Source organism: Rhodococcus ruber NBRC 15591, from assembly GCF_001894945.1.
Classification (GTDB): domain Bacteria; phylum Actinomycetota; class Actinomycetes; order Mycobacteriales; family Mycobacteriaceae; genus Rhodococcus; species Rhodococcus ruber.
Genome location: NZ_BCXE01000023.1, coordinates 36887 through 60972, shown reverse-complemented (window position 1 = coordinate 60972; position 24086 = coordinate 36887). Strand labels below are relative to the sequence as shown.

Here is a 24086-nt window from a genome sequence, read left to right as displayed (position 1 = left end):
CCCCTAGGCCCGGTCGGCGCCCACCCGGGCCGCGAGCTGTTCGAGGACCAACGTCGCGAGGACGGCCTGCCCGGTGGTGGCGAAGTGAATCTTGTCCTCACTCAGCAGGTTCTCGCGGTCGTTGAGCGGGTGGTCCCACGAATCGGCGAGGACGGCGTCGAACTCGCGGGCGAGTTTCCGGGTGATGTCGTTGAGGCGGGCGACACGCTCGGTCCAGTCCGGGAAGGCCGGGATGACGAATGCGCGACCCAACGTCAGGACGCTGAGCTGGGCGCCGGTCCCCGCCGCCCAGGTGTACATCGTGCGCAGTCCGTCTTCGATCCGATCCCAGTCGGGATTGCGGCGCAGGAGATCGTTCGCACCGCTGTTGACGTGCAGCAGGTCGGGTTCGAAGGCGGCGATCCGCTCGGCCTGCTCCTCCAGCGCCTGCGCCGTGGTGGCACCGATGCGCGCCGTGTTGAGGTATCGGAGGTCCGGTTCGACCATTCGAAGAACCCGTTCGACCCGAGCGGGCCATCCGAGGTTGTCGTAGCCGGGCGTGGGATCGCCTGCGCCCACCGACAGGCTGTCGCCGAACACGGCGTACCGCTTCCACGGTGCACCCTCGAGCATCGCGGCGGCCGTGGCCGGTGGCAGGACGTGCGGATCGGTGTCCTCGGTGAGCGGCTTCGATACTGTCGTCATGCGGATGAGCATACGATCGACCGTATTACTTCGGCAAGATGTGGCGCGCCTCGCCGTCGCTCGGAGGGGCTGCGTGTCGCTCGCCGGCCGATCGCCGACCGCCGGTCCGGGACGGATATGTTCGGGGGCAGCGAGATCCCCCGGACGCGCCCGCCGCAGGCGGCGGGGCGAGGACAATTTCCCCCATGCAAGGGCTCGAAGTCGTCCACAGCGGAATGTTCACCACCGTCCAGGACCGCGGCCGGCCGGGACGCGAGGACCAGGGGCTGGGCGTGTCGGGTGCCGCCGACCGAACGGCGCACGACGCTGCGAACCGCCTGGTCGGCAACGACCCGTCTGCGGCGACGCTCGAGATCACCGCCGGCGGTCTGACGGTGCGCAGCATCGGCGCGAACGTCGTTGCGGTGACGGGCGCCCGCGTGCCGGTCACCGTCGACGGCCACCCCGAGGCCGACTACTCGGTGCTCAGGCTGGACGACGGCGCCGTGCTGGCCCTCGGTAATCCGACGAGCGGAGTGCGCTCGTATCTGGCGGTACGCGGCGGAATCGACGTGCCCGAGACCCACGGCAGCCGATCCACCGACACCCTGACCGGGACCGGGCCCGACCGGCTCAGGGACGGCGACCGGATACCGGTCGGCACCCTGACGGGCGAGCTACCCGGCGAGGAACAGATCCCGCCACCGGCCCCGCCCGAGGACCCGGCACTGCTCCGCGTGCATCTGGGCCCGCACCCCGGAGAGTTCAGCGCCGGTTCGGTGCATGCGCTGCTGCACGAGACATGGGCCGTGACCCCGCAGCTGGACCGCATCGGCATCCGCTTGCAGGGACCCGGCAAGCTGCATCTCGCGCGTGGCGGAACCGATCGTCCGGAGCCGACCGCCCCGGGCTCGGTGCAGGTCCCCCCGGACGGCAACCCCATCCTGTTCCTGGCCGACCATCCCGTCGTCGGCGACCACCCGGTGATCGCCGTCGTCCTGCCCGCCGATCTTCCCGTCGCCGCGCAGCTCGGGCCGGGACATCGGGTGCGGTTCGTCGCCACCCTCACGCGATGACTGCGAAACAGCTCAGGACACCGCCACATCTCCCGGAGGCCGGACCACGGGACTCGGCCCGGCGACGACGCACTCCTGGACATGGTTGTCCCGCACGGTGATTCGTCGCAGCGTGCCGGCCGGTGTGCGGACGTCGACCGTGCCGGTGAGAACGTGATCGAACGTGAAGTTCCCGGCCGGGACCGCCGCACGCGAGGCACGCCGCAGCCGCGCCCGGCGCGAGAGGAAGGTGTCGATCAGGTAGGCCAGCCACTCCGTGTAGAAGTAGAAGCACTCGCCGCCGTTCCACACCAGCGCGGCGCCGTCGGCGGTGGGTACCCACTGGCACCACGACAGCGGTCGCCCCCGGGTGGGCAGCCCGTCGGCCGGGGACCGGTGGGGGCCACTGGCCGATCCGGCGAACGCGACGAGAAAGTCGATCTCGTGTCGGTTCAGCGGCGGATCGATTCCGATCCGTCCCGTGAATTCGGTTCGTTGTGCCATGTGTCCCCCGTCCGCTGTCGATCAGCTCTACCCGATTCGACGCGGCCGGAAGCGGAACGGTTCCCCGACCCCCGCCGCACGGCCGACGGAACGACACCGGCCGCACGGCCGACGGAACGACACCGGCCGCACGGCCGACGGAACTACAGCATGCGGCGTTGACGCGCGATGTCCGCGAGCACGACACCGGCAGCGACGGACGCATTGAGCGACTCCACGTCACCGGCCATCGGGATCGACAGGATCGAGTCGCACGTCTCGCGGACCAGTCGGGACAGCCCCTTGCCTTCGGAGCCGACGACGATCACCACCGGGTCCGTACCGTCGAAATCGTCGAGGGTGGTATCGCCCCCCGCATCCAGACCGACGACCCGGACCCCACGGGACTGCCAGTCCTTGAGGGTGCGCGTCAGATTGGTCGCCCGGGCGACGGGGAGGCGGGCCGCAGCACCCGCGCTGGTTCGCCATGCCACCGCCGAGACGGCAGCGCTGCGACGCTGCGGGATCAGCACGCCGTGGCCGCCGAACGCTGCGACCGACCGGATCACCGCACCGAGGTTCCGCGGGTCGGTGATGTTGTCGAGAGCCACCAACAGCGGCCGCTCGTGGTTGTCGTGGGCGACGGCCAGCAGGTCGTCCGGATGGGCGTAGCGATACGGCGGAACCTGCAATCCGATGCCCTGGTGCATGCCGTTGGCGGTGAGCCGGTCGAGCTCGCCGCGCGGGACCTCCAGGATCGAGATGCCGGCGTCCCCGGCCCGCTGCACGGCCTCCTTGAGTCGCTCGTCCGCCTCGGCGCCCACGGCGACGTACAGTGCCGTCGCGGGAACGTCCGCGCGGAGGCACTCCACCACCGGGTTGCGGCCCAGCACCATCTCCGGGCCGTCCTCGCCCTTGCGGCCGGCCGTGCTGCGGCCGCGCTTGTCGGCGGTCTTCGCCGCAGCACGGGCGCGCCGCGCGGCGGGATGGTAGGGACGGTCCTCGGCCTTGGGGGTGGCACCGCGGCCCTCGAGGCCGCGGCGGCGCTGCCCACCGGACCCGACGACCTGTCCCTTCTTGGTGCCGCCCTTGCGGACCGCACCTCGTCGCTGAGAATTACCAGCCATCACTGCCCTGCTTTCAGGGACCACTCGGGTCCGTTGGGCGTATCGGTCACCTCGATGCCCGCCGCCGTCAATCGATCGCGCACCTCGTCGGCGAGCGCCCAGTTCTTCGCAGCCCGCGCCGCCTGCCGGCGTTCGAGTTCTGCGGACACCAGCACCTCGAGGGCCTCGAGGGCCGCCGAATCGCTGCCGGCCACCTCGGCCCAGTGCGGGTCGAGCGGGTCCACCCCGAGGATCCCGAGCATGGCGCGTACCTGTCCGGCGATGTGCACCGCGGTGTCCAGGTCGCCGGCGTCGAGCGCCTTGTTGCCCTCGCTGCGCCGACCGTGGATCTCGGCGAGCGCCTTCGGCACGCCGAGATCGTCGTCGAGGGCGGCGGCGAACTCCTCGGTCCACGTTCCCACCGGGATCTCGCCGGCCCGGTCCCGGGTCTTGAGGACGAACGACTCCAGTCCGCGGTACCCCGCCGCCGCCTCGTGCAGAGCCGCGTCGGAGTATTCGAGCATGGACCGGTAATGGGCACTGCCCAGGTAGTAGCGCAGCTCCTGCGGGCGCACCCGGGCGAGGACGTTCGGGATGGACAGCACGTTGCCGAGCGACTTGGACATCTTCTCGCCGCCCATCGTCACCCAGCCGTTGTGCAGCCAGTACCGCGCGAACCCGTCGCCGGCAGCCTTGGCCTGGGCGATCTCGTTCTCGTGGTGCGGGAAGACCAGGTCCATGCCGCCGCAGTGGATGTCGAAGGACTCCCCGAGGTAGTACTCGGCCATCGCGGAGCACTCGAGGTGCCAGCCCGGGCGGCCGCGACCCCAGGGTGTCGGCCACGACGGCTCGTCCGGCTTGGCCGCCTTCCACAGGGTGAAGTCACGTGGGTCCCGCTTGCCGCTCCCCGCGCTCTCCCCCTGGTGGACATCGTCGATCCGGTGCCCCGACAACCGGCCGTACTCGGGGTAGCTGAGCACGTCGAAATACACGTTGCCGTCGGCCGCGTAGGCGTGGCCGGCGTCGATCAGGCGCTGCATCAGCTCGACCATCTGGGTGACGTGGCCCGTCGCGCGCGGCTCCACGGACGGCGGCAGCACTCCGAGCCGATCGTAGGCGTGCGCGAAGGCCCGCTCGTACGTCGTCTTCCACTCCCACCAGGGGCGGCCTGCCTCGGCGGCCTTGCGCAGAATCTTGTCGTCGATGTCTGTGACGTTTCTCACAAAGGCGACATCCAGGCCCTTCGCCATCAGCCAGCGCCGCAGCACGTCGAACGCGACGCCGCTGCGCACGTGGCCGATGTGGGGCTCGCCCTGGACCGTCGCGCCACAGAGGTACACCGAAGCCCGGCCGGGGATCAGCGGAACGAAATCCCGCACGGCCCGCGATTCGGTGTCGAACAAGCGCAAGGTCACGACCGGCAATCCTACCGGTCGTCGTCGCGCGGAAGGACGAGTGCCGTCGCGACGGCGGCGACGCCCTCGCCGCGCCCGGTCAGCCCGAGCCCGTCCGTCGTCGTCGCGGACACCGACACCGGCGCCCCGAGGACCTCGGACAGCACCTGCTGCGCCTCGTCGCGGCGGGGACCGATCTTCGGCCTGTTCCCGATCACCTGGACGGCCGCGTTCCCGATCGTGAAGCCCTGCAGGTCGAGCAGGCGCCGCACCTCGGCGAGCATCGACACCCCGCTCGCGCCGTGCATCTCCGGGCGGCCGGTACCGAAGACCGAACCGAGGTCGCCGAGACCGGCCGCGGAGAGCAGGGCGTCGCACAGCGCGTGCGCCGCGACGTCCCCGTCCGAATGCCCTGCGCACCCGTCGGCATCCTCGAACAGCAACCCGGCCAGCCGGCACGGCCGTCCGGGTTCGATCGGATGGACATCGGTACCGATCCCGACGCGCACTCAGCTCTCCTGTCCGACGGGGGTCCCGGCCGCGAGCACGGCGCGGGCCAGGACCAGATCGAGCGGTGTGGTGATCTTGAAGGCGAGCGGTTCGCCCGGAACGGTGTACACGCTCTCGCCGAGACGCTCGACGAGGCCCGCGTCGTCCGTGGCGTCGCCGGCGCCGGCGTTGGCTCGGCGCAACAGGTCGGCGGCGAATCCCTGCGGCGTCTGCACCGCGCGGAGAGCGGACCGGTCGGGGGTGCCGGTGACCCGGCCCGCGCCGTCGACGCTCTTGACGGTGTCTGCCACCGGCAGCACCGGGATCACCGCGCGGCGACCGCCGCGCAGTTCCGCCACGATCCGGGCGAACAGCTCCGGTGGGGTCAGGGCGCGTGCGGCGTCGTGCACCAGGACGTGGGCGGCGTCCTCCGCGGCCGCCAGTCCGGCGCGCACCGAATCGGTGCGTTCCGCGCCGCCCGCCACCACTTGCACCTGCGGCGGCGCCGTGGCTGCGACGGACGCCACCAGGTCCGGCGGCACCACCACGACGACCCGGTCGACCACCGCCGAGGTCAGCATGGCCTCGACGGCCCGGTCCAGCATCGTGCGCCCGTCGAGTTCGACGAACGCCTTGGGCAGGGATTCGCCCAGGCGGACACCACGGCCGGCCGCCGGAATGATTCCGACGACCGGCCCGTTGCGATCGTTCATCTGCAGTTCTGCGGTGCGCGTGGCCGCTCAGGAAGCGGCGGCGAGCACCTCGTCGAGCAGGCTGTCGGCCTTGACGTCGTCCGTGCCTTCCGCGAGGGCGAGTTCGCCCACGAGGATCTGCCGGGCCTTGGCCAGCATCCGCTTCTCACCTGCGGACAAGCCGCGGTCCTGCTCCCGCCGCCACAGGTCGCGCACGACCTCGGCGACCTTGTTCACGTCTCCGGAGGCCAACTTCTCGAGGTTGGCCTTGTACCGCCGCGACCAGTTGGTCGGCTCTTCGGTGTGCGGTGCGCGCAGCACCTGGAAAACCTTGTCGAGGCCTTCTTGCCCGACCACGTCGCGAACACCGACGTATTCCGCATTATCCGCAGGTACCCGAACCGTCAGGTCGCCCTGGGCGACTTTCAGAACGAGATATTCCTTCTGCTCACCCTTGATGGTGCGAGTTTCGATAGCTTCGATCAGCGCCGCACCGTGATGGGGGTATACGACGGTATCTCCGACCTTGAAAATCATGTGTCCCGTGCCCCTTTCGATTCTTCGAGTTTAACACGTGCTCACATCCGGCTCCCATCAACGGCGCAGGTCAGGGGCACAGAGGCGCGCGCGTAGGACTTGACAGCCAACCGGTTCCGTGTATCCCGTGATATTCGACACGTCGCCCGGGGCGGCCCCCGGCGGCCCCGCCGAGTCGGTCCGGGCAGGACGAAAGCCACGACTTCCGCCCCCGGCGCAGACTCGGCGCTCTTCGACTACTACTCTGCCTAGTGGATTGCGAGCCTTACTCGAGTGGAGGACAACCCGTGACTGCTCTCAAAGCGCCGACTCGCCGAGTCGCGACCGCTCTCGCCCTGGCCGCGGGTGCGGCGCTCACGCTGTCCGCCTGCGGCGCCGGCCAGATCAGCCAGACCGCCACCCAGGTGGCGGCGGTCAACGGCAACAGCGCCGAACTCGGGGACATCGCGCTGCGCAACGTGCACGTGATCTACCCGGACTCCGAGGAGTACAGCCTCGAACCCGGAGGCAAGGCCGCACTCGGCTTCACCGTGGTGAACCTGAGCGAGACCACTCCCGACGAGCTGACGCGTATCACGACCGACTTCGCGTCGTCGACCACCGGCGTGTCCGGTCTGCGCATCGAGCCGCAGGCGTCGATCTCGGCCGGCCTGACCGGCGAGACCCTCGCCGAGGACGCGACCGCCGAGGCCGCAACCGACGAGTCCCCGCGTCCCGCCGAGGCCGCGGAGTCCTCCGATACCCCGTCCGTCGCCCAGGTCGAGCTCACCGGCCTGAAGGAGGGCGTGCGCCCGGGCCTGACCATTCCGGTCACGTTCACCTTCGCCGAGGCCGGCGACGTCACCATGCAGGTCCCGGTCGACGCAGGCACGGACGTCGAGCGCAACGTTTCCGAGAAGTCGCCGGTCGAGGGCGACGGCCACTGACCGGCACCCCGACGCATCCCGGGGCCCGGCCCGAGCACTCCGCTCGGTCCGGGCCCCGTTCTCGTGTCGGCCCCCGGTCCTAGGCTGACGCGGTGGCAAAGACGAAGTCGATCTACCGGTGCACCGACTGCGGGCACACCGTCGCGAAGTGGGTGGGCCGCTGTCCCGACTGCGGGACGTGGGGTTCGATGGACGAGGCACCGGCGTTGCCCGCCGCGGTGGCGGCGCGGCCCGGCACCTCGCTCGCCCGCGCCGGGGCCGCCGCACTGCTCCCGACCACCCCCGCCACACCGCTGACCCTCGTCGACAGCAGGACCACCCACGCGAAGCCCACCGGCATCGAGGAACTCGACCGAGTGCTCGGCGGGGGCGTCGTTCCCGGCTCGGTGGTACTGCTCGCCGGGGAACCCGGCGTCGGTAAGTCCACACTTCTGCTCGAGGTGGTCCATCGCTGGGCGCAGCGCGGCAGCGACGACCGGGCCCTCTACGTCACCGGGGAGGAATCCGCGGGCCAGGTGCGCCTGCGCGCCGACCGCACTGGTTCGGTGCACGAACGCGTCTTCCTCGCCGCCGAGTCGGACCTGGCGACCGTCTTCGGTCACATCGAGCAGGTGAAACCGACCCTCCTCGTCGTCGACTCCGTGCAGACGATGCTCGCCGCCGACGTCGACGGCGTGTCCGGCGGCGTCACCCAGGTCCGGGCGGTGACCAGCGCGCTGACCTCGCTCGCGAAAGCCAGCGGTGTCCCGGTGCTGCTCATCGGGCACGTCACCAAGGACGGTGCGGTGGCGGGGCCGCGCTCGCTCGAGCACCTGGTCGACGTGGTTCTGCACTTCGAGGGCGACAAGCACTCCACCCTGCGCATGGTGCGGGGTGTGAAGAACCGCTTCGGCGCCGCCGACGAGGTGGGCTGTTTCGAACTGACCGAGGGCGGCATCGTGGGCGTCAGCGATCCGTCGGGACTGTTCCTGCACCACCGGACCGAGGAGGTGGCGGGGACCGCCGTGACCGTCACCATGGACGGTAAACGGCCCCTGCTCGGCGAACTGCAGGCCCTGGTCGTGCCGACGCAGAACCCTGCACCCCGGCGTGCCGTCAGCGGTCTGGATGCGGCACGGGTCGCGATGGTACTGGCCGTCCTCGAGCGGCGATGCCGGCTGCCGCTGGGCAAGTGCGACGTCTACGCCTCGACCGTCGGCGGCATGCGCATCACCGATCCGGCGGCGGACCTGGCGCTGGCCTTGGCGGTCGCGTCGGCTGCGCGCGAGCGCCCCCTGCCGCCGGGCACGGTGCTGCTCGGCGAGGTCGGCCTCGCCGGCGAGGTCCGCCGGGTCACCGGAGCCGGCCGCCGCATCGCAGAGGCGAGCCGGCTCGGTTTCGGCCGCGCGATCGTGCCGCACGAACTCGCGCAGCCGGGGCGGCGGACGTCGCGGCCCCCGGGCTCCGACGGCGGTCCGATCGAGGTCGGCAACGTCGGTCAGGCCCTGGCCGCGCTGGGACTGTAGTCCTGTCGGAGCCGGATGCGAACATGTGTTCGTGTCCGGTCTCGCGACCATCCTGCATGCCGACCTCGACTCGTTCTACGCCTCGGTCGAACAACGCGACGACCCGCGCCTGCGCGGCCGTCCCGTGATCGTGGGCGGGGGCGGCGTCGTTCTCGCCGCCAGCTACGAGGCGAAAGCCTTCGGCGTCGCGACGGCGATGTCCGGGCGCGGCGCCCGCGCCCTGTGCCCGGCGGCGATCGTCGTTCCTCCCCGCATGCACGCGTACACGCGGGCCAGCCGCGCCGTGTTCGCGGTGTTCGAGCAGACCACGCCACTCGTCGAGGCGCTCTCCATCGACGAAGCCTTCCTCGACGTCGCCGGCCTGTGGCGGATCGACGGCACCCCGGGGGACATCGCCGCCCGGCTGCGGCGCGACGTCGCCGAACAGGTCGGGTTGCCGATCACGGTGGGGGTGGCCCGGACCAAGTTCCTCGCCAAGGTCGCGAGCGGCGTCGCGAAGCCGGACGGGCTGCTGGTGGTGCCACCCGACCGGGAACTCGAGTTCCTGCGTCCGTTACCGGTCGAACGGCTGTGGGGCGTCGGCAGGGTGACCGCCGCGACGCTGCACGCGCACGGCCTCCACCGCGTGGCCGACCTCGCGCGGGAGAGCGAGGTCGAACTCGTCGCGCTGCTCGGCAGGTCGGTGGGACGCCATCTGCATGCGCTGGCGCACGGACACGATCCGCGGCCCGTCCGGCCCCACCGTCGGCGCCGGTCCGTGGGGGCGCAGCACGCCCTCGGCCGGCCCCGCAGCGCCGCCGGACACGATCCCGGGTTGGTCGACGCGACCCTGCGGATGCTGGTGGAACGGGTCACCGGCCGCATGCGTGCGGCCGGGCGTGCCGGCCGCACCGTGGTGCTGCGCCTGCGCTTCGCCGACTACTCCCGGGCGACGCGATCGCACACGCTGCGCGCAACCCACGGCCCGCACGGACGTCGTCCTCGGCGCCGCGCGGGAACTGCTCGGCCTCGCGCAGCCACTGGTCTCGGACCGGGGGCTGACCCTGATCGGGGTGGCCGTGTCGAATCTCGACTCCGCGGGCACCGAACAGCTCGAGCTGCCGTTCGACGAACCGGCCCGCGACGGCGCGGCAGCCGGTCACCCGGCCCTCGACCGTCACGCACTGGACGCCGTGCTCGACGATGTGCACGGCCGGTTCGGCACGCGCGCGCTCACCTCGGCCTCGGTGCTCGGCCGGCGGCCGCACCCGGCCGTGCCCCTCCTCCCGGAGTGACCCGGTGTCAGACGGACCGGTGTCAGACGGACTCGGTGTCGGACGGACCCGGTGTCAGACGGACGAGGTGCCGTGCGGCGACACGGGGACCCCGTCGACGAAGTCCTTCGCCCTGTCGAAGTGCTGCGCACCGACGGTGAGGAACAACCCGCGCGACGTCGCGACGACGACATCCGGATCGGCGAACGGTCCCTCGACGATGCGGGCCTCCGCGCTGGTGTAGACCTTGCGGCGCACGGTGCCGTCGATCCGCGCGCGCAGTTCCAGCACCGACCCGAGCGGGATGGGCGCGGCGAAGTCGATCTGCAGGTGGCCGGTGACGACGGGCCGGCGCAGCACCATGCACGCCATGCCCTGCGCCTCGTCGAACGCCGTCGTCAGGATCCCGCCGTGGATGAAACCGGGACCGCCCTGGTAGCGGTTCGCGACGTCGAGCATGCCGGTGACCTCGAGGCCCTCCCCGAAGGTGAACTGCATCGCCATTCCCGCGGGCTGGTCGTCCCCGCAGCCGAAGCACTTGCTCCAATGAGACGGAATCGGTGCGCCCGCCCCGGGATGGTCGTCGGGAAGCTCGGGAAGGGCGAGGTCGTCGGGCAGGGTCCAGGTACCGCTCATGGGGAAGTAATCTAGTCGGCGGTTCGGTCGGCTCCACCGGGCGGACCGACACGAAGTGACGTTCGCCGCACCGGCCGGACACGGGAAGGAACCATCGATGACCGATGTGGCACCGTCCGTGACGCTGCGCGAGACCATCGCCCGGCTGGCACCCGGCACCGCCCTGCGCGACGGTCTCGAGCGCATCCTGCGCGGCCGCACCGGAGGCCTCATCGTTCTCGGTTTCGACGACGAGGTGGCGGCGCTGTGCGACGGCGGCTTCGAGCTGGACGTGGAGTTCGCTCCCACCCGGCTGCGTGAGCTGTCGAAGATGGACGGCGCGGTCGTGGTGTCCACCGACGGCAGCCGGATCGTGCGGGCCAACGTGCAGCTGGTACCCGATCACCGGATCCCGACCGTCGAATCGGGAACGCGGCACCGCGCCGCGGAGCGCACCGCGATCCAGACCGGCTACCCGGTGGTGTCGGTGAGCCAGTCGATGAGCATCGTGACCGTCTACGTCGACAGTCAGCGGCACGTGATCAACGATTCGGCGACCATTCTCTCGCGCGCCAACCAGGCCGTCGCGACGCTCGAGCGCTACAAGTCGCGGCTGGACGAGGTCACCCGGCAGCTGTCGGTGGTGGAGATCGAGGACTTCGTGACGCTGCGCGATGCGCTCACCGTCGCGCAGCGGCTCGAGATGGTGCGGCGCGTCTCGGTGGAGATCGAACAGGAGGTGCTCCAACTGGGCACCGACGGCCGCCAGCTGGCGCTGCAGCTCGAGGAGCTGGTGGGCGACAACGACCTGGCCCGCCAGCTGATCGTGCGGGACTATCTGTCCGGTTCGGAGGCCCCGCAGCTCGTCGCGGTCGAGCAGACCCTGGCCGCGCTGGATCGGCTCACCGACGTCGACCTGCTGGATCTGACGACGTTGGCGCGCGTGTTCGGGTATCCGGGCACGATCGAGGCCCTGGACACCGCGACGAGTCCGCGTGGCTATCGCGTGCTGCATCGCGTGCCGCGGCTGCAGTCCTCGCAGATCCATCGGCTGGTGAGCTCGTTCGGGAGCTTGCAGGGCCTGCTCGCGGCAACGGCGGCGGACCTGCAGTCCGTGGAGGGGATCGGCGGGCTGTGGGCGCGCTCCATCCGCGAAGGCCTGTCGCGTCTGGCGGAGTCGTCGATCAACGGCCCGTACGACTGATCCGCGGCTCGCAGCGGCGCCGGTCGGGCGACGGATCAGGCGATGTTGAACGGCTCGGGGGTGCTGCGCAGGCCGCCGAGCTGGCCGACCACCGTGTACGCGCCGGCCGGAACCCGCTCCCGTGGCGCCTGGCATCCGGGCTCGGAGGTCGTTCCGGACCACTTCACCGCGAAGGCGGCCTGGTCGCCCGGAGCCAGCTTGCGCACATCGGCGGTCGACTCGGGGAAGCAGTCGGTGTTCGACCACAAGCGCCGGCTGCCGTCGAGCGAGTACACCAGCACCTGCTGCAGACCCGCGCCGAGGTCACGCTCGCACGCGGTCGTGCCGATGTTCGTGATGACGATCGTGAACTCGGGTTCCTCACCCACCTGGTAGTTGGGCCGGTCCGCGGTCACCCGCACGGCGAGCGCCTGGTCCGGGCACTGCCCGGCGGCGACGGCGGATGCGCTCGCCGCCGCGGAACTCGAGGACGCGGCGGATCCCGACGGCGTGCTCGACTGGGACGACCCCGACTGGGACGACCCCGACTGGGTGCCGCCGGAGGACCCGCCGGGCCCGGCCGCGGCGACACCGTCGGCCGTATCCTCGTCCGTCTCCTCCCCCGTGCTGCTGGTCGGGGTGCGGGTGGTGCTGGTCTCGGACGTCAGGACGCCGGCGGCCGCCGGATCCGGCTCCGGGTCGTCGCCCCCGCCGGTCAGGGACAGGACGAGCCACACGACGAGCGCGAGCACGACCACGCCGACACCCACGGCGAGCGCGCGTCGACGCCAGTAGATCTCGGGGGGCAGCGGCCCGTTCGGTTCAAGCACGTCTCCCACGGTATGTGCCACCGGCGAGGGGCCGCCGCACCGAAGTCGGCGTGTCGCGTCAGTCGACCGTCACACCGATGTCGCCGACGTGTCCCTGCAGCTGGACGTGTCCGTCGGAGAGCTTGTAGGTCACGCCCGCGATGGCGCACTGCCCGTTGGCGATGCGCTCGGCGATGATCTGGGACCGCTGACCGATCAGCTTCGCGGTCTCCACCACATGCCGGCCCTCGAGCTCGTCGACGGTGGACAGCCCGTCGTTGCGACCCATGAGGATCGACGGTGCGACCCGCTCGACGATGTCCCGGATGAACCCCGGAGGAATCCGACCCTCGTCGAGGGCGTCCAGGGTCGCCTTGACCGCGCCGCAGCTGTCGTGTCCGAGCACGATGATCAGCGGCACGTTCAGCACACCCACGGCGTACTCGATCGAACCGAGGACGGCGCTGTCGATCACGTGCCCCGCGGTGCGCACGACGAACATGTCACCGAGGCCCTGGTCGAAGATGATCTCGGCGGCCACCCGGGAGTCACCGCATCCGAAGAGCACGGCGATGGGGTGCTGCCCGTTGACCAGTTCGGCGCGACGGTCGATGCCCTGGCTGGGATGCAGCGGGGTACCACTGACGAAGCGCTGGTTACCCTCGGTCAGGGCCTTCCAGGCGGAGATGGGGTTGGAGTTCGGCATACGGACATTATCCACCCTGGCCTGTGACGCGCCCCGCACGGCCGGGTTACCGCGAGGTCACATCGGTCCGACATTCCGACAGGAGGACGTGAGAGATGCCGGTCGACGCGACCGCCCTGCTGCGGTGGTACGCCGCCGAGGCGAGGGATCTGCCGTGGCGCGAGGACGGGGTGACCGGCTGGCAGATCCTGATGAGTGAGGTGATGCTGCAGCAGACCCCGGTGGTCCGGGTGGCCCCGATCTGGCTGGAGTGGGTGCAGCGCTGGCCGGTGCCGTCGGCGATGGCCGCGTCGAGCCGGGCCGACGTGCTGCGCGCGTGGGGCAAGCTCGGATATCCGCGACGGGCCCTGCGGCTGCACGAGTGCGCCGGCGTCCTGGCCGCCGAGCACGGCGACGAGGTGCCGGCGGACGTGGACGTGCTGCTGACCCTGCCCGGCATCGGCGCCTACACGGCGCGTGCCGTCGCCTGTTTCGCGTACGGCCGGCGGGTCCCGGTGGTGGACACGAACGTCCGCCGGGTCGTCGCACGCGCGGTGCACGGCGCGGCCGAGCCCGGCAATCCCTCGACGACGCGGGACCTGGCCGACGTCGAGGCGCTGCTGCCGCGCACCCGCGAGCGGGCGGCGACGTTCTCCGCAGCCCTGATGGAACTCGGCGCGACGATCTGCACGGCCCGCTCACCCGACTGCGCCCGGTGTCCGCTCCCGCGGTGCGAGTGGGTGGAGGCCGGCCGGCCCGCCCACGACGGCCCGCAGCGACGGGTGCAGAAGTTCACGGGCACCGACCGTCAGGTGCGGGGCAAGCTCATGGCGGTGTTGCGCGAGAGCGACGTCCCCGTCGAGCGGCCGGTGCTGGACCGGGTGTGGCTCGCGGATCCGGGGCAGCGCGACCGGGCGCTGCACTCGCTGCTCGTGGACGGCCTGGTCGAGCAGACCGACGACGGGCGTTTCGCGCTCGCCGGCGAAGGCTGAGCCGCGCTCACTCGTCGAGCGTGTCGAGGAATCGCTCGACCTCGGCGCGGTACTCGCCGGGGCGCTCGTCGTGCACCAGGTGCCCCGCGCCCGGGACCCGGACGTACCGGGACCGGGGGTGCTCGGCGGCCATCCGCCGCATCTGCCCTTCGGGCGTGATGGTGAACTCGCCCTCGACGAGCAGGGCCGGCACCGAGATCGACCGCCACTGGTCCCAGAAGTGCCGGGAGCCCCACTCCTCGGAGATGTCCCTGAAGGTGCCCACCTCCCCGTGCAGGTACCAGCCGTCGGCGCGATGCTCGAAGGAATCGAGGAAGTACCGCCCGGCGACGTCGCCGAAGTAGCCGACGACCGCGTCCTCGTCCGGAAACGGCTGCGGCCACTGCGCGATCATCGCGGCCCAGTCCGCGGCGGTGCGGCCACGGAAGTCGGGGGCCATGTCCTCGACGACGAGGCCGGCCACCCGGTCGGGGTGCGCGGCGGCGAAGCACCACCCGTGCAGCGCGCCCATCGAGTGCCCGATCACCACCAGGGGTTCACCGATGTCGTCCACATGCGCAGCGAGGTCGGCGACGAACGCCTCGGTGGTGAGCCGGTCCGGGGCGGGACGCCCGTGGCCGGCGGCATCGAAGGTGTGGACGCGACCGTGGCTGCGCAGCCACGGCACGTGCCGTCGCCAGGTGCGGGAGCTGCCCATCAGGCCGTGCAGCAGCAGGATCGGCCGCCCGGAACCACCTTCGTCGTGCAACACAACCGCCAAGGTAGCGGAGTACGCTCGCCGCCATGGCAGTGGTGAAGATCAACGCAATCGAGGTCCCCGAGGGCGCCGGCCCGGAACTGGAGACGCGCTTCGCGCATCGGGCGCACACCGTGGAGAACTCCCCCGGATTCCTCGGATTCCAGCTCCTGCGTCCGGTGCAGGGCGAGTCGCGCTACTTCGTGGTGACCCAGTGGGAGTCGGAGGAGGCGTTCGCGGCCTGGCGGGACGGCCCGGCCCGGCAGGCGCACGCCGGTGAGGCGAAGCGACCGGTCGCATCGGGTGCGTCGTTGCTCGAGTTCGAGGTCGTACTCGACGTCAAAGCCACCGGCGAGGACGCCGCCCGGGACTGAGCGTGCCGACGTGAACGCACAGCGCTCGTTCAACTACCCGCACGTCGGCGCGACCCGCGGCGAGACGCCGGCGGGGTTCCGGCACGCGCACCTGACCTCCCGCCTCGGCTCGGGCGATGTCGCGTTCCGCACCGCCATCCGGGCGCTCGAAAGCTGGAACATGCAGCGGCATGCGGGTTTTCGCGTCGATTCACACACCCCCGCCCCGCGGGCGGGACTGGAGGTACGGCTGGATCCCCCTTTCGGTCCGGTGCGCTGGGGGGCGTGGTGCCGGGTGGTCTACGTCGTCGACGAGCCGAACCGTCGCGGCTTCGCCTACGGCACGCTCGAGGGACACCCCATCAGCGGGGAAGAGGCGTTCGTGGTCGAGCGACGACCCGACGGCGTGGTGTTCGGGCACATCACTGCCGTCTCCCGGCCCGGTCGCTGGTTCACCCGCCTCGGTGCACCGGTCCTGTCGCTCGCTCAGCGGTGGATGATGGGCCGTTACCTCGACGCGCTCACCGGCGGCTGAAACAGCGCGAGTGCGCACCTCCCGGCGGTCGTCGCCGCGGGACGTGCGCACTCGCCGGGTCGTTCAGGATTCGAGCGCTGCGTCGAGCGTGATGTCCACCCCGGTCAGGGCCTTGCTGACCGGGCACCCCTCCTTGGCTCCCTGCGCCGCCTTCGCGAACCCGTCGGCGTCGAGACCGTCGACCTCGCCGCGGACCGTCAGCTTGATGCCGGTGAGCCGGAATCCGCCGTTCGGGTCCGGGCCGAGCGAGACGTCGGCCGTGACGTCGAGGCTCTGCGGTGTGCCGCCGGCCTCGGCGATGAGCGCCGAGAGCTGCATCGCGTAGCACGACGAGTGCGCCGCGGCGATGAGTTCCTCCGGGCTGGTGGTGCCGTCGGCGTCGTCCGCCGCCCGCTTGGGGAACGAGACATCGAACGTGGCGCGGCCGGAGCTGGTGAGTTCGACCTGGCCTGCGCCGTCCTGCAGGCCACCGTTCCAGGCTGTGCGAGAGGTACGTGTGGGCATCAATCGGTCCCTTTCGTCGTAGCGTGTCCTCTCAGCCGAACCTACGCCACGTCGCGCGGCGCGGCGCTGCTTCCGCACGGCGGCGAGCCGCCCGGGCAACGGCGGCGAGCCGCCCCGGCAACGGCGGCGAGGCGCCCGGGCAACAGCGGCGAGCGCCCCGGCAACAGCGGCGAGCCGCCCCGGCACGCGCCGCACGAACCACAATCTGCACGACGCCGGGCCGCGCCCACTAGGTTCGCGGGTGTGTTCACCCGGCCGACGCTGCGCCGCGAATCGCGACTGTTCGTCGTCGGTTCCGCCCTGTTCGGGGCCGGTGCCGGCGGCGTGCTCGTCCTCCCCGCCGCCACCTCCAATCTGCTCTACTTCGTGGGCTCGTGGTTCTTCACCGCGGCGGCGACGGTGCAACTGCTGCTGACGCACCGCCCGCCGACGGTGACCCGCGTGGACCGGTACGACTGGTGGTCGGCCGCGGTGCAGTGGGTCGGCACGCTCGCATTCAACGTGAGCACGGGATTCGCGCTCGTCGCCGGTCTGACGGCGACCGAGGAGCGGAATCTGGTGTGGCGCCCCGACGCTGTCGGCTCGGTGTGCTTCCTCGTCAGCAGTGCCCTGGCGGTGGTGGCCACCACCGACACCGATGCGCTGTGGGATCCGCACGCCCGCAACTGGCGCAGCACCTGGCTGAACATGCTCGGTTCGCTCGCCTTCGGTGCCGCGGCCGTCGGCGCCCACGTCGACCCGGCGGGCGCAACGTTCGCGCCGAGGCTCGCCGACGTCGGCACGTTCGTCGGGGCGCTGTGCTTCCTCGTCGCGGCGCTGTCGATGCGTCCGGCCGACCCGCCGGGCCCGCATCGAACCTGACGTCCCGGGTCTCGGCAGGAGACCGGCGCGGGTGGTCCAATGGAAACGTGGCCACGGGTGGCGACCGGGTGCGGGTCGAGGTGCTCGGCCCGATCCGCGTGCTGGACGGGGATCGTCGGGACATCACTCCCGACGGGCTGCTGCAGCGGCGCCTGCTGGCCCTGCTGGTGCTTCGGCGGGGCCGGGTGGTGCCCGCGCACTCCGCCGTCGACGCCCTGTGGCCGTCCAGGCTGCCGGCGGATCCGGCCGCCGCCCTGCAGAACCACATGTTCCGGCTGCGTCGTGGCCTGCCCCACGGCCTGATCGAGTCCGTCGGTGAGGGCTATCGGCTCGATCCGGCCCGCGTGGAGGTCGACGCCGACCGCCTCGTCGCGGTCTCGACGGGGGGAACGACCGATGCAGCCGAGATCGAGGCCGTGCTCGCGCGCTGGCAGGGTCCCGCCTACCCGGAGCTCGACGACGTGGACGAGGCCCGCGTGGAGGCGACGCGGCTGGAGGAACTGCGGTTCCGGGCCCGCGAGGTGCGGGCCGAGGCGCGGCTCGCGCGGGGCGACACCGACGGCCTCGTTGCCGAACTGGCCGCACTGGCCGACGCGCAGCCGTCGAGGGAACGACCGCGTGGGCTTCTGATGACGGCGCTCGCGGCAACGGGACGCCGGGCCGAGGCGCTGCGCGTCTACGACGATTTCCGGCGGCTGATCGGCGACGAGCTGGGCATCGAGCCGTCGCCGGCACTGGCGGCCCACCACACGGAACTGCTCGCCGGTGCCACCGATCGGGTGTGGGCTCCGGTGGGCAGGCTGCCGGTTCCGGCGACGTCACTCGTCGGCCGGGACGCCCTCGCTGCGGAGGTGACCGGGCTGACGGAGTCGGGGCGACTGGTGACCCTGGTCGGCCCGGGTGGGGTGGGCAAGACCCGGCTGCTCCTCGAGACCGGGCACCGGCTCCGCGCCGCCCGCCCGGACCGTCCGGTGGTGCTGTGCGAGCTGGCCACCGCCGAGCCGGACTCCGCGGTCGATGTGGTCGCCGCCGCCCTGCGGATCGACGCCCGGCCCGGCACCGCACTCGCCGAGCGGGTGGCCGACGTGCTGGGCGAGACCGAGATCGTGCTGTTGCTCGACAACTGCGAGCACGTGCTCGAGCCGATCGCCGCCTTCGTCGAACGCCTGCTCGGCACATGTGCGCACGTGCGGGTCGTGGCGACGAGCCGGGAACGGCTCCGCGTCGTGGGCGAGCACGTCCGCAGGGTGCCGCCGCTGCCGTACGACGGCGAGGACGCCCCGGCCGTGCGGCTGTTCGAGGAGCGGGCGCGAGCCGTCGTCCCCGGCTTCGAGCCGGACGGGAGGGAACGTGCCTGCATCGCCGAGATCGTGCGACGCCTGGACGGGTTGCCGCTGGCGATCGAGCTGGCGGCGGCGTGCCTACACACCCACGAGGTCGCGGAGGTCGCGGCGGGCCTGGACCACCGCTTCGAGCTGCTGGCGTCGGGGTACCGCACGACCCCACGGCACGCGTCGCTGGCCGCGGCCGTGTCGTGGTCGTTCGGGCTGCTCCCGGAGGATCTGCGGCGGACCTTCGCGGACCTGTCGGTGTTCGCGGGCTCGTTCGACGCGGCCGACGCCGCGGCGGTCTGCGGCACGGATCCCGGGACGACCGTCGCGGCGTTGACGCACCTCGTGGAGCGTTCGCTGGTGATGCGGATGCCCGGTCGCCGGTACATGCTGCTCGAGACGTTGCGGGCGTTCGGCGCCGAACAGCTCGTCCGTGCGGGCCGAGCCGACACGGTCGCGGAGCGGCACGCCCGGCACCTCGTCGACTGGGTCGACCGTGCGGATTCCCGACTGCTGCAGCCGGGTGAGCCGGTCCTGTCGCAGATCGACGCCGCCGTACCGGAGTTGCGCAGTGCGCTCGGCTGGATGCTCGACCACGACGAGATCGCCCCGGCGGGCCGACTCGTCAACGCCCTGCTGGACTACGGAATCTTCCGGTTGCGACCGGACGTACTGAACTGGGCACGGATGGTGATCGCCGCCGACGCGGAGGGACGGAGCCCGTTCGCCGCGCGCGTGCAGGTGGTGGCCGCCTACGCGGCGTGGATGTCCGGCGACGTGACCGAGACCGGCCGGCTCAGTGCCGCTGCGCTGCGTGCGGTGGAGCGGGTGAAGACCGAGCCGGCGGCCGAAGCACTGACCGTCCGCGGGAGCTACGAGTTGTTCGAAGGTCACCTGGACGCGGCCGCCGCCTGGTACCGGCGGGCCGCCGCGGCAGCCGTGCACGACCCGGCGCAGCGCCTCATGGCACGTGCCAGCGAGCTGCTGCCGCTGGGCTATGCGGGCGCACCGGCCGCCGTCGGGCTGGCCGCGGCACTCCTCACCGAGATCGGCGATGCACGCACACCGCACGCGGCGTACGTCTGGCACTGCGCCGGGGAGGCGGACCTGGCGGTCGACGTCGAACGGGCCCGCGCCCGCTTCGCACGGGCACTGGAGATCGCGGAGCAGACGAACGCCTCGTTCGTCACCGGCCTCGCCGGTGCGTCGAAGGCGTCCATCGACGCCCGGATCGGTGACCCCGTGGCGGCCGCCGCCGAGTACCGGCGGCTGATCCCGCACTGGCGGCGGGCCGGGATGTGGTCGACGCAGTGGACGATGCTGCGCTCGATCGCCGGACTTCTCGAACGCCTGGGCCGCTACCGGGACGCCGCGGTGCTCGAGGGGGCCGTGCGTACGACAGCGGCCGGTCACCGCATCTTCGGTGCCGACGAGGTGGCTCTGGACGATCTCGGCGTGCGGTTGCGCACCGAGCTCGGCGACGACGAGTACGAGGCGGCGCGGCGGCGCGGGGCGCTGCTCGACGGCGAGGCCGCCGCCGAGCATGCGCTCCGCGCCCTGTGACCGCGGGGGACCCGGGACCTCACCATCGGGGCTGTTCGCCGAGGATGCCGAGCAACGACTTGCCGACGAGTTCGTGGGTGAGCGCGTCGTTCCCGGGGTGGAATCCCCCGCACCGCACGTCGCGGTAGAGGCGTTCGAGCTCGTTCCCGGTGAACATGCCGGCGCCGCCGGCCACGTCGAGGGCGATGTCGACGACCCGTTTGGCCGCCTCCACCGCTCGCCACTTCATCGCGTACACCTTGGGAACCCATTCGTCGCCGTGGTCCGCGCCCGCCACCCAGTCCGCGACGAACCGGTCGAGCGTCGCCGAGGCGGCGTCCAGCTCGAGATACATCTGTGCAACCTGATGCTGCACGAACGGGTTGTAGGCGTATGCGCCCCGCTCGATCGCCACCGAGGTCTTGCGGCGGGCGCTGCGGACAGCGAGTTCGAGGGCGCGGTCGGCGATCCCCAGATACACCGCCGCCATGAGCGCAAGCGGCCACATCGTCATCGCCACGAGAAACGGATCGCTGCCGTCGCCCGCGGGAACCACCCGCCCGATGCGGTCGTCGGGCACGAAGACGTCGTCGAGGACCGTGTCGTGGCTCTGCGTCGGCCGCATGCCGAGGGTGTCCCACGTCGGCACGACGTTCACCCCCGCGCTGCCTCGTTCGACGAACGCGTGCACGATGTGCGGCCCGCCGGCCGCGTCCGCATCGACGGCATGCGCGCCGAGCCACCGCCACGCCGGACCGTTGGAGCCGAACTGTTTGCGGCCGGTCAGGCGGTAGCCGCCCGCCACGCGCTGCGCCCGGCACGTCGACAGGAGCACCGGGATGTCGTTGCCCGTCTCGGCGTGGCCGGCAGCGAACACGTCGCCGGCCACCGCGGCCTCCGAGATCCAGCGGAGCGACGTGTCGCCCGTGCGTTCCAGTTCGGTCGCGATCCCGATCCAGTACGAGTGCATCGTCATCGCAAGCGCAGTGGCCGGGGCGTAGCGCGCGAGGCGCCGCTGACTCGCGGCCAGCCGGGCCAGATCGAGGCCCCATCCCCCGTAGCGGACGGGTACGGCGGCGGCGAGGTAGCCGGCCGCTCGCAGTTCCGCGAGGTCCTCGTCGAAGTAGGAGTTGGACCGGTCGAGTTCGCCGGCACGGGAGCGGAACCGCTCCAGCATCTCTGTCGGCAGCTCGGCCGCCCCGTTGCGGGTCGAGTTCATGGTGAGTGTGGTGTCCATGGCCACGACGATGCGCCGGTCCGCTCCCGCCGCGCTCCCAGCGGATCACACCGCCGTGAGAGCACGTGGGGGCGCCGTGGGAGTCCTCTCCCGCACCGTGACAGGCATGAACGCGACGACCTCCCGGCTCGGGACGATCCTGTCGATCTGGGCCCACCCCGACGACGAGACCTATCTCGCGGCGGGGATCATGGCCGCCGCCCGCGACGCCGGCCGGCGCGTCGTGTGCGCGTCGGCCAGCGCCGGCGAGCACGGAACCGCAGATCCTCGCTCGTGGCCGCCGGAACGCCTGGGCCGGGTCCGCCGCTGGGAGGCAGCCGCCGCCATGGCCGTGCTCGGCGTCGAGGAGCACCACGTCCTCGGCCTGCCGGACGGCGCTCTCGCCGATCACGACGACGCCGGTCTCGCATGGGCCGGCCGGCTCCTCGACGACCTCCGCCCCGACACGATCCTGACCTTCGGTGCCGACGGAATGACCTACCACCCGGATCACAACGCCGTGCATCGCTGGGTCACCCGCGCCTGGCGTGACCGCGGCGGCCGGTCCCGGTTGCTGTACGCCACGCCGACCGTGGAGCATCTCGACCGGTTCCGGGACCTCTACGAGGAATGGGGCATGTACATGAGCGACGAGCGCCCCACCGGCATCCCCGAAGAGCAGCTCGCGGTCCACGTCCGGCTGCAGGGACCCGAGCTCGACCGCAAACTCACCGCACTGCGGGCCATGGCCACCCAGACCGGCGACCTCGTCGCGCGGATCGATCCCGCGATCTACGCGGCCCAGATCGCGGAGGAGGCGTTCGTCGACGCTCTCCGCGTCCCCGACCACGACGAGGCAACGACAGGCACGGCGATGACAGGCACGGCCATGACAGGCACGGCGGCGGCGTCGTGAGAGGCCGGGCTACCGGTGCCGCTCGGCGAGGTGCTCCGCCGCCGACCGGACCTGTTCCCGGAGCTCGGGCGGTCCGAGCAGCTCGGCGTCGTCCCCGAGCTGCCACATCGCGGCCCCGGCGTGGCCGGCCCCACCGAACTCCACCTCGGTCTCCCACCATCCGTCGCCTGTGGGCCGCTGCGTGACGATGCGGATCGCGATCACCGCGAGGTCGTCCCGGCGCCGGTCCCGGATCTTCACCGTGGCGGTGACCGTGCCCAGGCCGGCCCGGAACTCGGCGCGGTGCCGGCGCCAGATCCGGGCGAGATCGACGTCGGGCGGGCGGTGCGCCGCGGTGTCGAGCAGTTGCACCCGTTCCATCCGGGAGAGGCGGTAGGTGCGTTCGGCGCCGCGATGCAGGGCTACGAGGTACCAGCGGCCCGCCGCGCTGACCAACCCGAGCGGATCGACGGTCCGCCACCGCGCCTCGGCGCCACGGGAACGGTAGTGGATGCGCAGACGACGATCGGTGAAGACTGCCTGCTGGACGACGCCGAGGTGCTCGTCCCGCCGGTGGTCGATCACCCACCCCGACGAGCTGACGACGATCCGCTCCCCGACGCGCGCCGCGGCGGTGCGCTGCGCCTCGGGCAGCGCGACGGTCACCTTCCGCATCGCCGAGGCGAACGCGGGCGCCATGCCGAGCGAGTCGGGCGTGGCCGAGGCGCTCGCCGCGAGCAGGGCGGTCGCCTCGTCGACGGTCAGACCGGTCAGGTCGGTGGTGAAGCCGGGCAGCAACGAGAACCCGCCGGCGCGTCCGCGTTCGGCGTAGACGGGGATGCCTGCCGTGGACAACGCCTCGACGTCGCGCAGCACGGTGCGCACCGAAACCTCGAGTTCCCGGGCGATTGCGGGCGCGGTCATCCGGCCGCGGTGCCGCAGCAGCAGGACGAGGGACAGCAACCGATCCGCGCGCATGCCGGCACTCTCGCAGAGATACCTGACAGGAGATGTCGTGTTTGGAAGGAAGCATCGTGTCCGCCGACATCGACACACCACCGGGAGGCCCGACATGAGCACCGTCACCGATCCCCGTCCCCTCTACCGTGACGCCCTGGCATGGGTGGACACGCTGTTCGCGCAAGTGCGCCCCGAGCAGATGACCGACCCGACTCCCTGCCCGCAGTTCGACGTGCGTGCCCTGCTCGGCCACCTCGTCGCGACCGTGGACAGGGGGCGGGTGATCGGCAGCGGCGGCGACCCGTTGAGCATCCCGGAATTCCTCACCGGTGTCCCCGACGACGCGTGGCGGGCCGAGCTCGAACGGGCGCAGGCCCACTACCGGAAGGTGTGGAGCGACGACGACGTGCTCGACCGGTCCGTCGTCGCGCCGTGGGGAACGGTACCCGGACGCGCCGCGGTGCTGAGCAACCTCAACGAGGCCCTCGTGCACGGATGGGACCTCTCCGCCGCCACCGGTCTGCAGACCGAGCCCGACGCGGCGCTCGTGGAGGCCGCGTTCGCCGTCGCGCGCCGCAGCATTCCCGCAGCCCGGCGCGGCGGACGGGTGCCCTTCGGCACGGTCGTCGAGTCCGCACCGGATGCGAGCCCCCTCGAACGGCTCGCGAACTGGTCCGGGCGGGAGACCGCCGCGTGGCGGCGCTGATCCGGACACACCGACGCCGACGGGCGGCACCCGCAGAGGGTGCCGCCCGTCGGCGTTCGT

Annotated in this window: 25 protein-coding genes and 1 pseudogene; 12 read left to right on the top strand and 14 right to left on the bottom strand. The window is 71.9% G+C overall.

Annotated elements, in window-relative coordinates; genetic code table 11:
• Positions 1-3: 3 nt before the first annotated feature.
• Entirely contained in the window at positions 4-684 is a 681-nt protein-coding gene (locus tag RR3_RS16235; protein ID WP_234420158.1) for an SGNH/GDSL hydrolase family protein, read from the bottom strand.
• A 185-nt stretch (positions 685-869) separates the two neighbouring features.
• Between RR3_RS16235 and RR3_RS16230 the strand changes: the two genes are divergently transcribed.
• Positions 870-1739, top strand: coding sequence for a 5-oxoprolinase subunit C family protein (locus tag RR3_RS16230; RefSeq protein ID WP_026137814.1), 870 nt, complete (start codon positions 870-872; stop codon positions 1737-1739).
• 12 nt (positions 1740-1751) lie between these two features.
• Here RR3_RS16230 and RR3_RS16225 read toward each other — a convergent pair whose 3' ends face one another.
• The 6 genes from RR3_RS16225 to carD all read right to left on the bottom strand — a co-directional run bounded on the left by RR3_RS16225 (position 1752) and on the right by carD (position 6419).
• On the bottom strand, positions 1752-2222 hold the full coding sequence (locus RR3_RS16225; protein WP_017680953.1) for a hypothetical protein: 471 nt from the start codon (positions 2220-2222) through the stop codon (positions 1752-1754).
• Between the two features lie 143 nt (positions 2223-2365).
• Positions 2366-3328 carry a 23S rRNA (guanosine(2251)-2'-O)-methyltransferase RlmB gene (gene rlmB / locus RR3_RS16220; RefSeq protein ID WP_010594578.1) on the bottom strand — a complete coding sequence of 321 codons (963 nt, stop codon included), beginning with the start codon at positions 3326-3328 and terminating at the stop codon, positions 2366-2368.
• A complete protein-coding gene (gene cysS / locus RR3_RS16215) occupies positions 3328-4722 on the bottom strand; it encodes a cysteine--tRNA ligase (RefSeq protein ID WP_040273817.1) in 1395 nt (464 codons plus the stop codon). The genes rlmB and cysS overlap by 1 nt, the downstream gene beginning before the upstream one ends.
• A gap of 11 nt (positions 4723-4733) precedes the next feature.
• The gene (gene ispF, locus RR3_RS16210) at positions 4734-5210 is read right to left on the bottom strand and encodes a 2-C-methyl-D-erythritol 2,4-cyclodiphosphate synthase (RefSeq protein ID WP_010594581.1); all 477 of its coding nucleotides are present in this window, start codon (positions 5208-5210) and stop codon (positions 4734-4736) included.
• A complete protein-coding gene (gene ispD / locus RR3_RS16205; protein ID WP_064066305.1) occupies positions 5211-5903 on the bottom strand; it encodes a 2-C-methyl-D-erythritol 4-phosphate cytidylyltransferase in 693 nt (230 codons plus the stop codon).
• A 27-nt stretch (positions 5904-5930) separates the two neighbouring features.
• On the bottom strand, positions 5931-6419 hold the full coding sequence (carD, locus tag RR3_RS16200) for an RNA polymerase-binding transcription factor CarD (protein ID WP_003935974.1): 489 nt from the start codon (positions 6417-6419) through the stop codon (positions 5931-5933).
• Positions 6420-6706: 287 nt separating this feature from the next.
• On the opposite strand from carD, the gene RR3_RS16195 reads away from it, so the two are divergent.
• From RR3_RS16195 to dinB, 3 genes and pseudogenes are all read left to right on the top strand, one after another.
• Positions 6707-7345, top strand: a complete 639-nt coding sequence (locus RR3_RS16195) for a copper chaperone PCu(A)C domain-containing protein (RefSeq protein ID WP_010594583.1) — start codon at positions 6707-6709, stop codon at positions 7343-7345.
• 92 nt (positions 7346-7437) lie between these two features.
• Positions 7438-8850 carry a DNA repair protein RadA gene (gene radA, locus RR3_RS16190; RefSeq protein WP_010594584.1) on the top strand — a complete coding sequence of 471 codons (1413 nt, stop codon included), beginning with the start codon at positions 7438-7440 and terminating at the stop codon, positions 8848-8850.
• Between the two features lie 25 nt (positions 8851-8875).
• Positions 8876-10124 (top strand): annotated as a pseudogene (dinB, locus tag RR3_RS16185) (DNA polymerase IV).
• 54 nt (positions 10125-10178) lie between these two features.
• On the opposite strand, the gene RR3_RS16180 reads toward dinB, so the two are convergent.
• The gene (locus RR3_RS16180; RefSeq protein WP_010594586.1) at positions 10179-10739 is read right to left on the bottom strand and encodes a PaaI family thioesterase; all 561 of its coding nucleotides are present in this window, start codon (positions 10737-10739) and stop codon (positions 10179-10181) included.
• A gap of 97 nt (positions 10740-10836) precedes the next feature.
• On the opposite strand from RR3_RS16180, the gene disA reads away from it, so the two are divergent.
• A complete protein-coding gene (disA, locus tag RR3_RS16175) occupies positions 10837-11922 on the top strand; it encodes a DNA integrity scanning diadenylate cyclase DisA (protein WP_064066313.1) in 1086 nt (361 codons plus the stop codon).
• 35 nt (positions 11923-11957) lie between these two features.
• Here disA and RR3_RS16170 read toward each other — a convergent pair whose 3' ends face one another.
• Both RR3_RS16170 and RR3_RS16165 read right to left on the bottom strand, forming a co-directional pair.
• Positions 11958-12731: a hypothetical protein gene (locus tag RR3_RS16170; protein WP_010594588.1), complete on the bottom strand. Its 774-nt coding sequence runs from the start codon at positions 12729-12731 to the stop codon at positions 11958-11960.
• A gap of 58 nt (positions 12732-12789) precedes the next feature.
• Positions 12790-13416, bottom strand: coding sequence for a carbonic anhydrase (locus RR3_RS16165; RefSeq protein ID WP_010594589.1), 627 nt, complete (start codon positions 13414-13416; stop codon positions 12790-12792).
• A gap of 95 nt (positions 13417-13511) precedes the next feature.
• On the opposite strand from RR3_RS16165, the gene RR3_RS16160 reads away from it, so the two are divergent.
• Complete coding sequence (locus RR3_RS16160) at positions 13512-14387, top strand: HhH-GPD family protein (RefSeq protein ID WP_017682378.1); 876 nt, start codon at positions 13512-13514, stop codon at positions 14385-14387.
• 7 nt (positions 14388-14394) lie between these two features.
• Here RR3_RS16160 and RR3_RS16155 read toward each other — a convergent pair whose 3' ends face one another.
• Entirely contained in the window at positions 14395-15138 is a 744-nt protein-coding gene (locus RR3_RS16155; protein WP_010594591.1) for an alpha/beta fold hydrolase, read from the bottom strand.
• Between the two features lie 32 nt (positions 15139-15170).
• Between RR3_RS16155 and RR3_RS16150 the strand changes: the two genes are divergently transcribed.
• Together RR3_RS16150 and RR3_RS16145 are read left to right on the top strand one after the other, a co-directional pair.
• Positions 15171-15497 carry an antibiotic biosynthesis monooxygenase family protein gene (locus RR3_RS16150; RefSeq protein ID WP_010594592.1) on the top strand — a complete coding sequence of 109 codons (327 nt, stop codon included), beginning with the start codon at positions 15171-15173 and terminating at the stop codon, positions 15495-15497.
• 10 nt (positions 15498-15507) lie between these two features.
• Positions 15508-16011 carry a DUF1990 domain-containing protein gene (locus RR3_RS16145; RefSeq protein WP_017682379.1) on the top strand — a complete coding sequence of 168 codons (504 nt, stop codon included), beginning with the start codon at positions 15508-15510 and terminating at the stop codon, positions 16009-16011.
• Between the two features lie 63 nt (positions 16012-16074).
• Here RR3_RS16145 and RR3_RS16140 read toward each other — a convergent pair whose 3' ends face one another.
• Complete coding sequence (locus RR3_RS16140; protein WP_010594594.1) at positions 16075-16515, bottom strand: OsmC family protein; 441 nt, start codon at positions 16513-16515, stop codon at positions 16075-16077.
• A 243-nt stretch (positions 16516-16758) separates the two neighbouring features.
• Here RR3_RS16140 and RR3_RS16135 point away from each other — a divergent pair, with 243 nt between their 5' ends.
• Together RR3_RS16135 and RR3_RS16130 are read left to right on the top strand one after the other, a co-directional pair.
• Positions 16759-17376, top strand: a complete 618-nt coding sequence (locus RR3_RS16135) for a hypothetical protein (protein ID WP_010594595.1) — start codon at positions 16759-16761, stop codon at positions 17374-17376.
• Between the two features lie 47 nt (positions 17377-17423).
• Positions 17424-20270: an ATP-binding protein gene (locus RR3_RS16130; protein WP_017681649.1), complete on the top strand. Its 2847-nt coding sequence runs from the start codon at positions 17424-17426 to the stop codon at positions 20268-20270.
• Positions 20271-20289: 19 nt separating this feature from the next.
• Here the strand turns inward: RR3_RS16130 and RR3_RS16125 are convergent, their stop codons facing one another.
• Complete coding sequence (locus RR3_RS16125) at positions 20290-21486, bottom strand: acyl-CoA dehydrogenase family protein (protein WP_064066306.1); 1197 nt, start codon at positions 21484-21486, stop codon at positions 20290-20292.
• Between the two features lie 106 nt (positions 21487-21592).
• Here RR3_RS16125 and RR3_RS16120 point away from each other — a divergent pair, with 106 nt between their 5' ends.
• Positions 21593-22381: a PIG-L deacetylase family protein gene (locus RR3_RS16120; protein WP_064066307.1), complete on the top strand. Its 789-nt coding sequence runs from the start codon at positions 21593-21595 to the stop codon at positions 22379-22381.
• Between the two features lie 9 nt (positions 22382-22390).
• Here RR3_RS16120 and RR3_RS16115 read toward each other — a convergent pair whose 3' ends face one another.
• A complete protein-coding gene (locus RR3_RS16115) occupies positions 22391-23338 on the bottom strand; it encodes a helix-turn-helix transcriptional regulator (protein ID WP_064066308.1) in 948 nt (315 codons plus the stop codon).
• Between the two features lie 94 nt (positions 23339-23432).
• On the opposite strand from RR3_RS16115, the gene RR3_RS16110 reads away from it, so the two are divergent.
• Positions 23433-24026 carry a TIGR03086 family metal-binding protein gene (locus RR3_RS16110; RefSeq protein ID WP_010594601.1) on the top strand — a complete coding sequence of 198 codons (594 nt, stop codon included), beginning with the start codon at positions 23433-23435 and terminating at the stop codon, positions 24024-24026.
• The last annotated feature ends 60 nt before the right edge of the window (positions 24027-24086 follow it).

Excerpts from the sequence above, each read along its gene's own strand:
- RR3_RS16165 (WP_010594589.1), bottom strand. The coding sequence starts at position 13,416 with ATGCCGAACTCCAACCCCATCTCCGCCTGGAAGGCCCTGACCGAGGGT.
- RR3_RS16140 (WP_010594594.1), bottom strand. The coding sequence starts at position 16,515 with ATGCCCACACGTACCTCTCGCACAGCCTGGAACGGTGGCCTGCAGGAC.
- RR3_RS16225 (WP_017680953.1), bottom strand. The coding sequence starts at position 2,222 with ATGGCACAACGAACCGAATTCACGGGACGGATCGGAATCGATCCGCCG.
- rlmB (WP_010594578.1), bottom strand. The coding sequence starts at position 3,328 with ATGGCTGGTAATTCTCAGCGACGAGGTGCGGTCCGCAAGGGCGGCACC.
- RR3_RS16115 (WP_064066308.1), bottom strand. The coding sequence starts at position 23,338 with ATGCGCGCGGATCGGTTGCTGTCCCTCGTCCTGCTGCTGCGGCACCGC.
- RR3_RS16125 (WP_064066306.1), bottom strand. The coding sequence starts at position 21,486 with ATGGACACCACACTCACCATGAACTCGACCCGCAACGGGGCGGCCGAG.
- RR3_RS16120 (WP_064066307.1), top strand. The coding sequence starts at position 21,593 with ATGAACGCGACGACCTCCCGGCTCGGGACGATCCTGTCGATCTGGGCC.
- RR3_RS16160 (WP_017682378.1), top strand. The coding sequence starts at position 13,512 with ATGCCGGTCGACGCGACCGCCCTGCTGCGGTGGTACGCCGCCGAGGCG.
- RR3_RS16150 (WP_010594592.1), top strand. The coding sequence starts at position 15,171 with ATGGCAGTGGTGAAGATCAACGCAATCGAGGTCCCCGAGGGCGCCGGC.
- RR3_RS16180 (WP_010594586.1), bottom strand. The coding sequence starts at position 10,739 with ATGAGCGGTACCTGGACCCTGCCCGACGACCTCGCCCTTCCCGAGCTT.
- RR3_RS16230 (WP_026137814.1), top strand. The coding sequence starts at position 870 with ATGCAAGGGCTCGAAGTCGTCCACAGCGGAATGTTCACCACCGTCCAG.
- ispD (WP_064066305.1), bottom strand. The coding sequence starts at position 5,903 with ATGAACGATCGCAACGGGCCGGTCGTCGGAATCATTCCGGCGGCCGGC.
- carD (WP_003935974.1), bottom strand. The coding sequence starts at position 6,419 with ATGATTTTCAAGGTCGGAGATACCGTCGTATACCCCCATCACGGTGCG.
- disA (WP_064066313.1), top strand. The coding sequence starts at position 10,837 with ATGACCGATGTGGCACCGTCCGTGACGCTGCGCGAGACCATCGCCCGG.
- RR3_RS16235 (WP_234420158.1), bottom strand. The coding sequence starts at position 684 with ATGACGACAGTATCGAAGCCGCTCACCGAGGACACCGATCCGCACGTC.
- RR3_RS16110 (WP_010594601.1), top strand. The coding sequence starts at position 23,433 with ATGAGCACCGTCACCGATCCCCGTCCCCTCTACCGTGACGCCCTGGCA.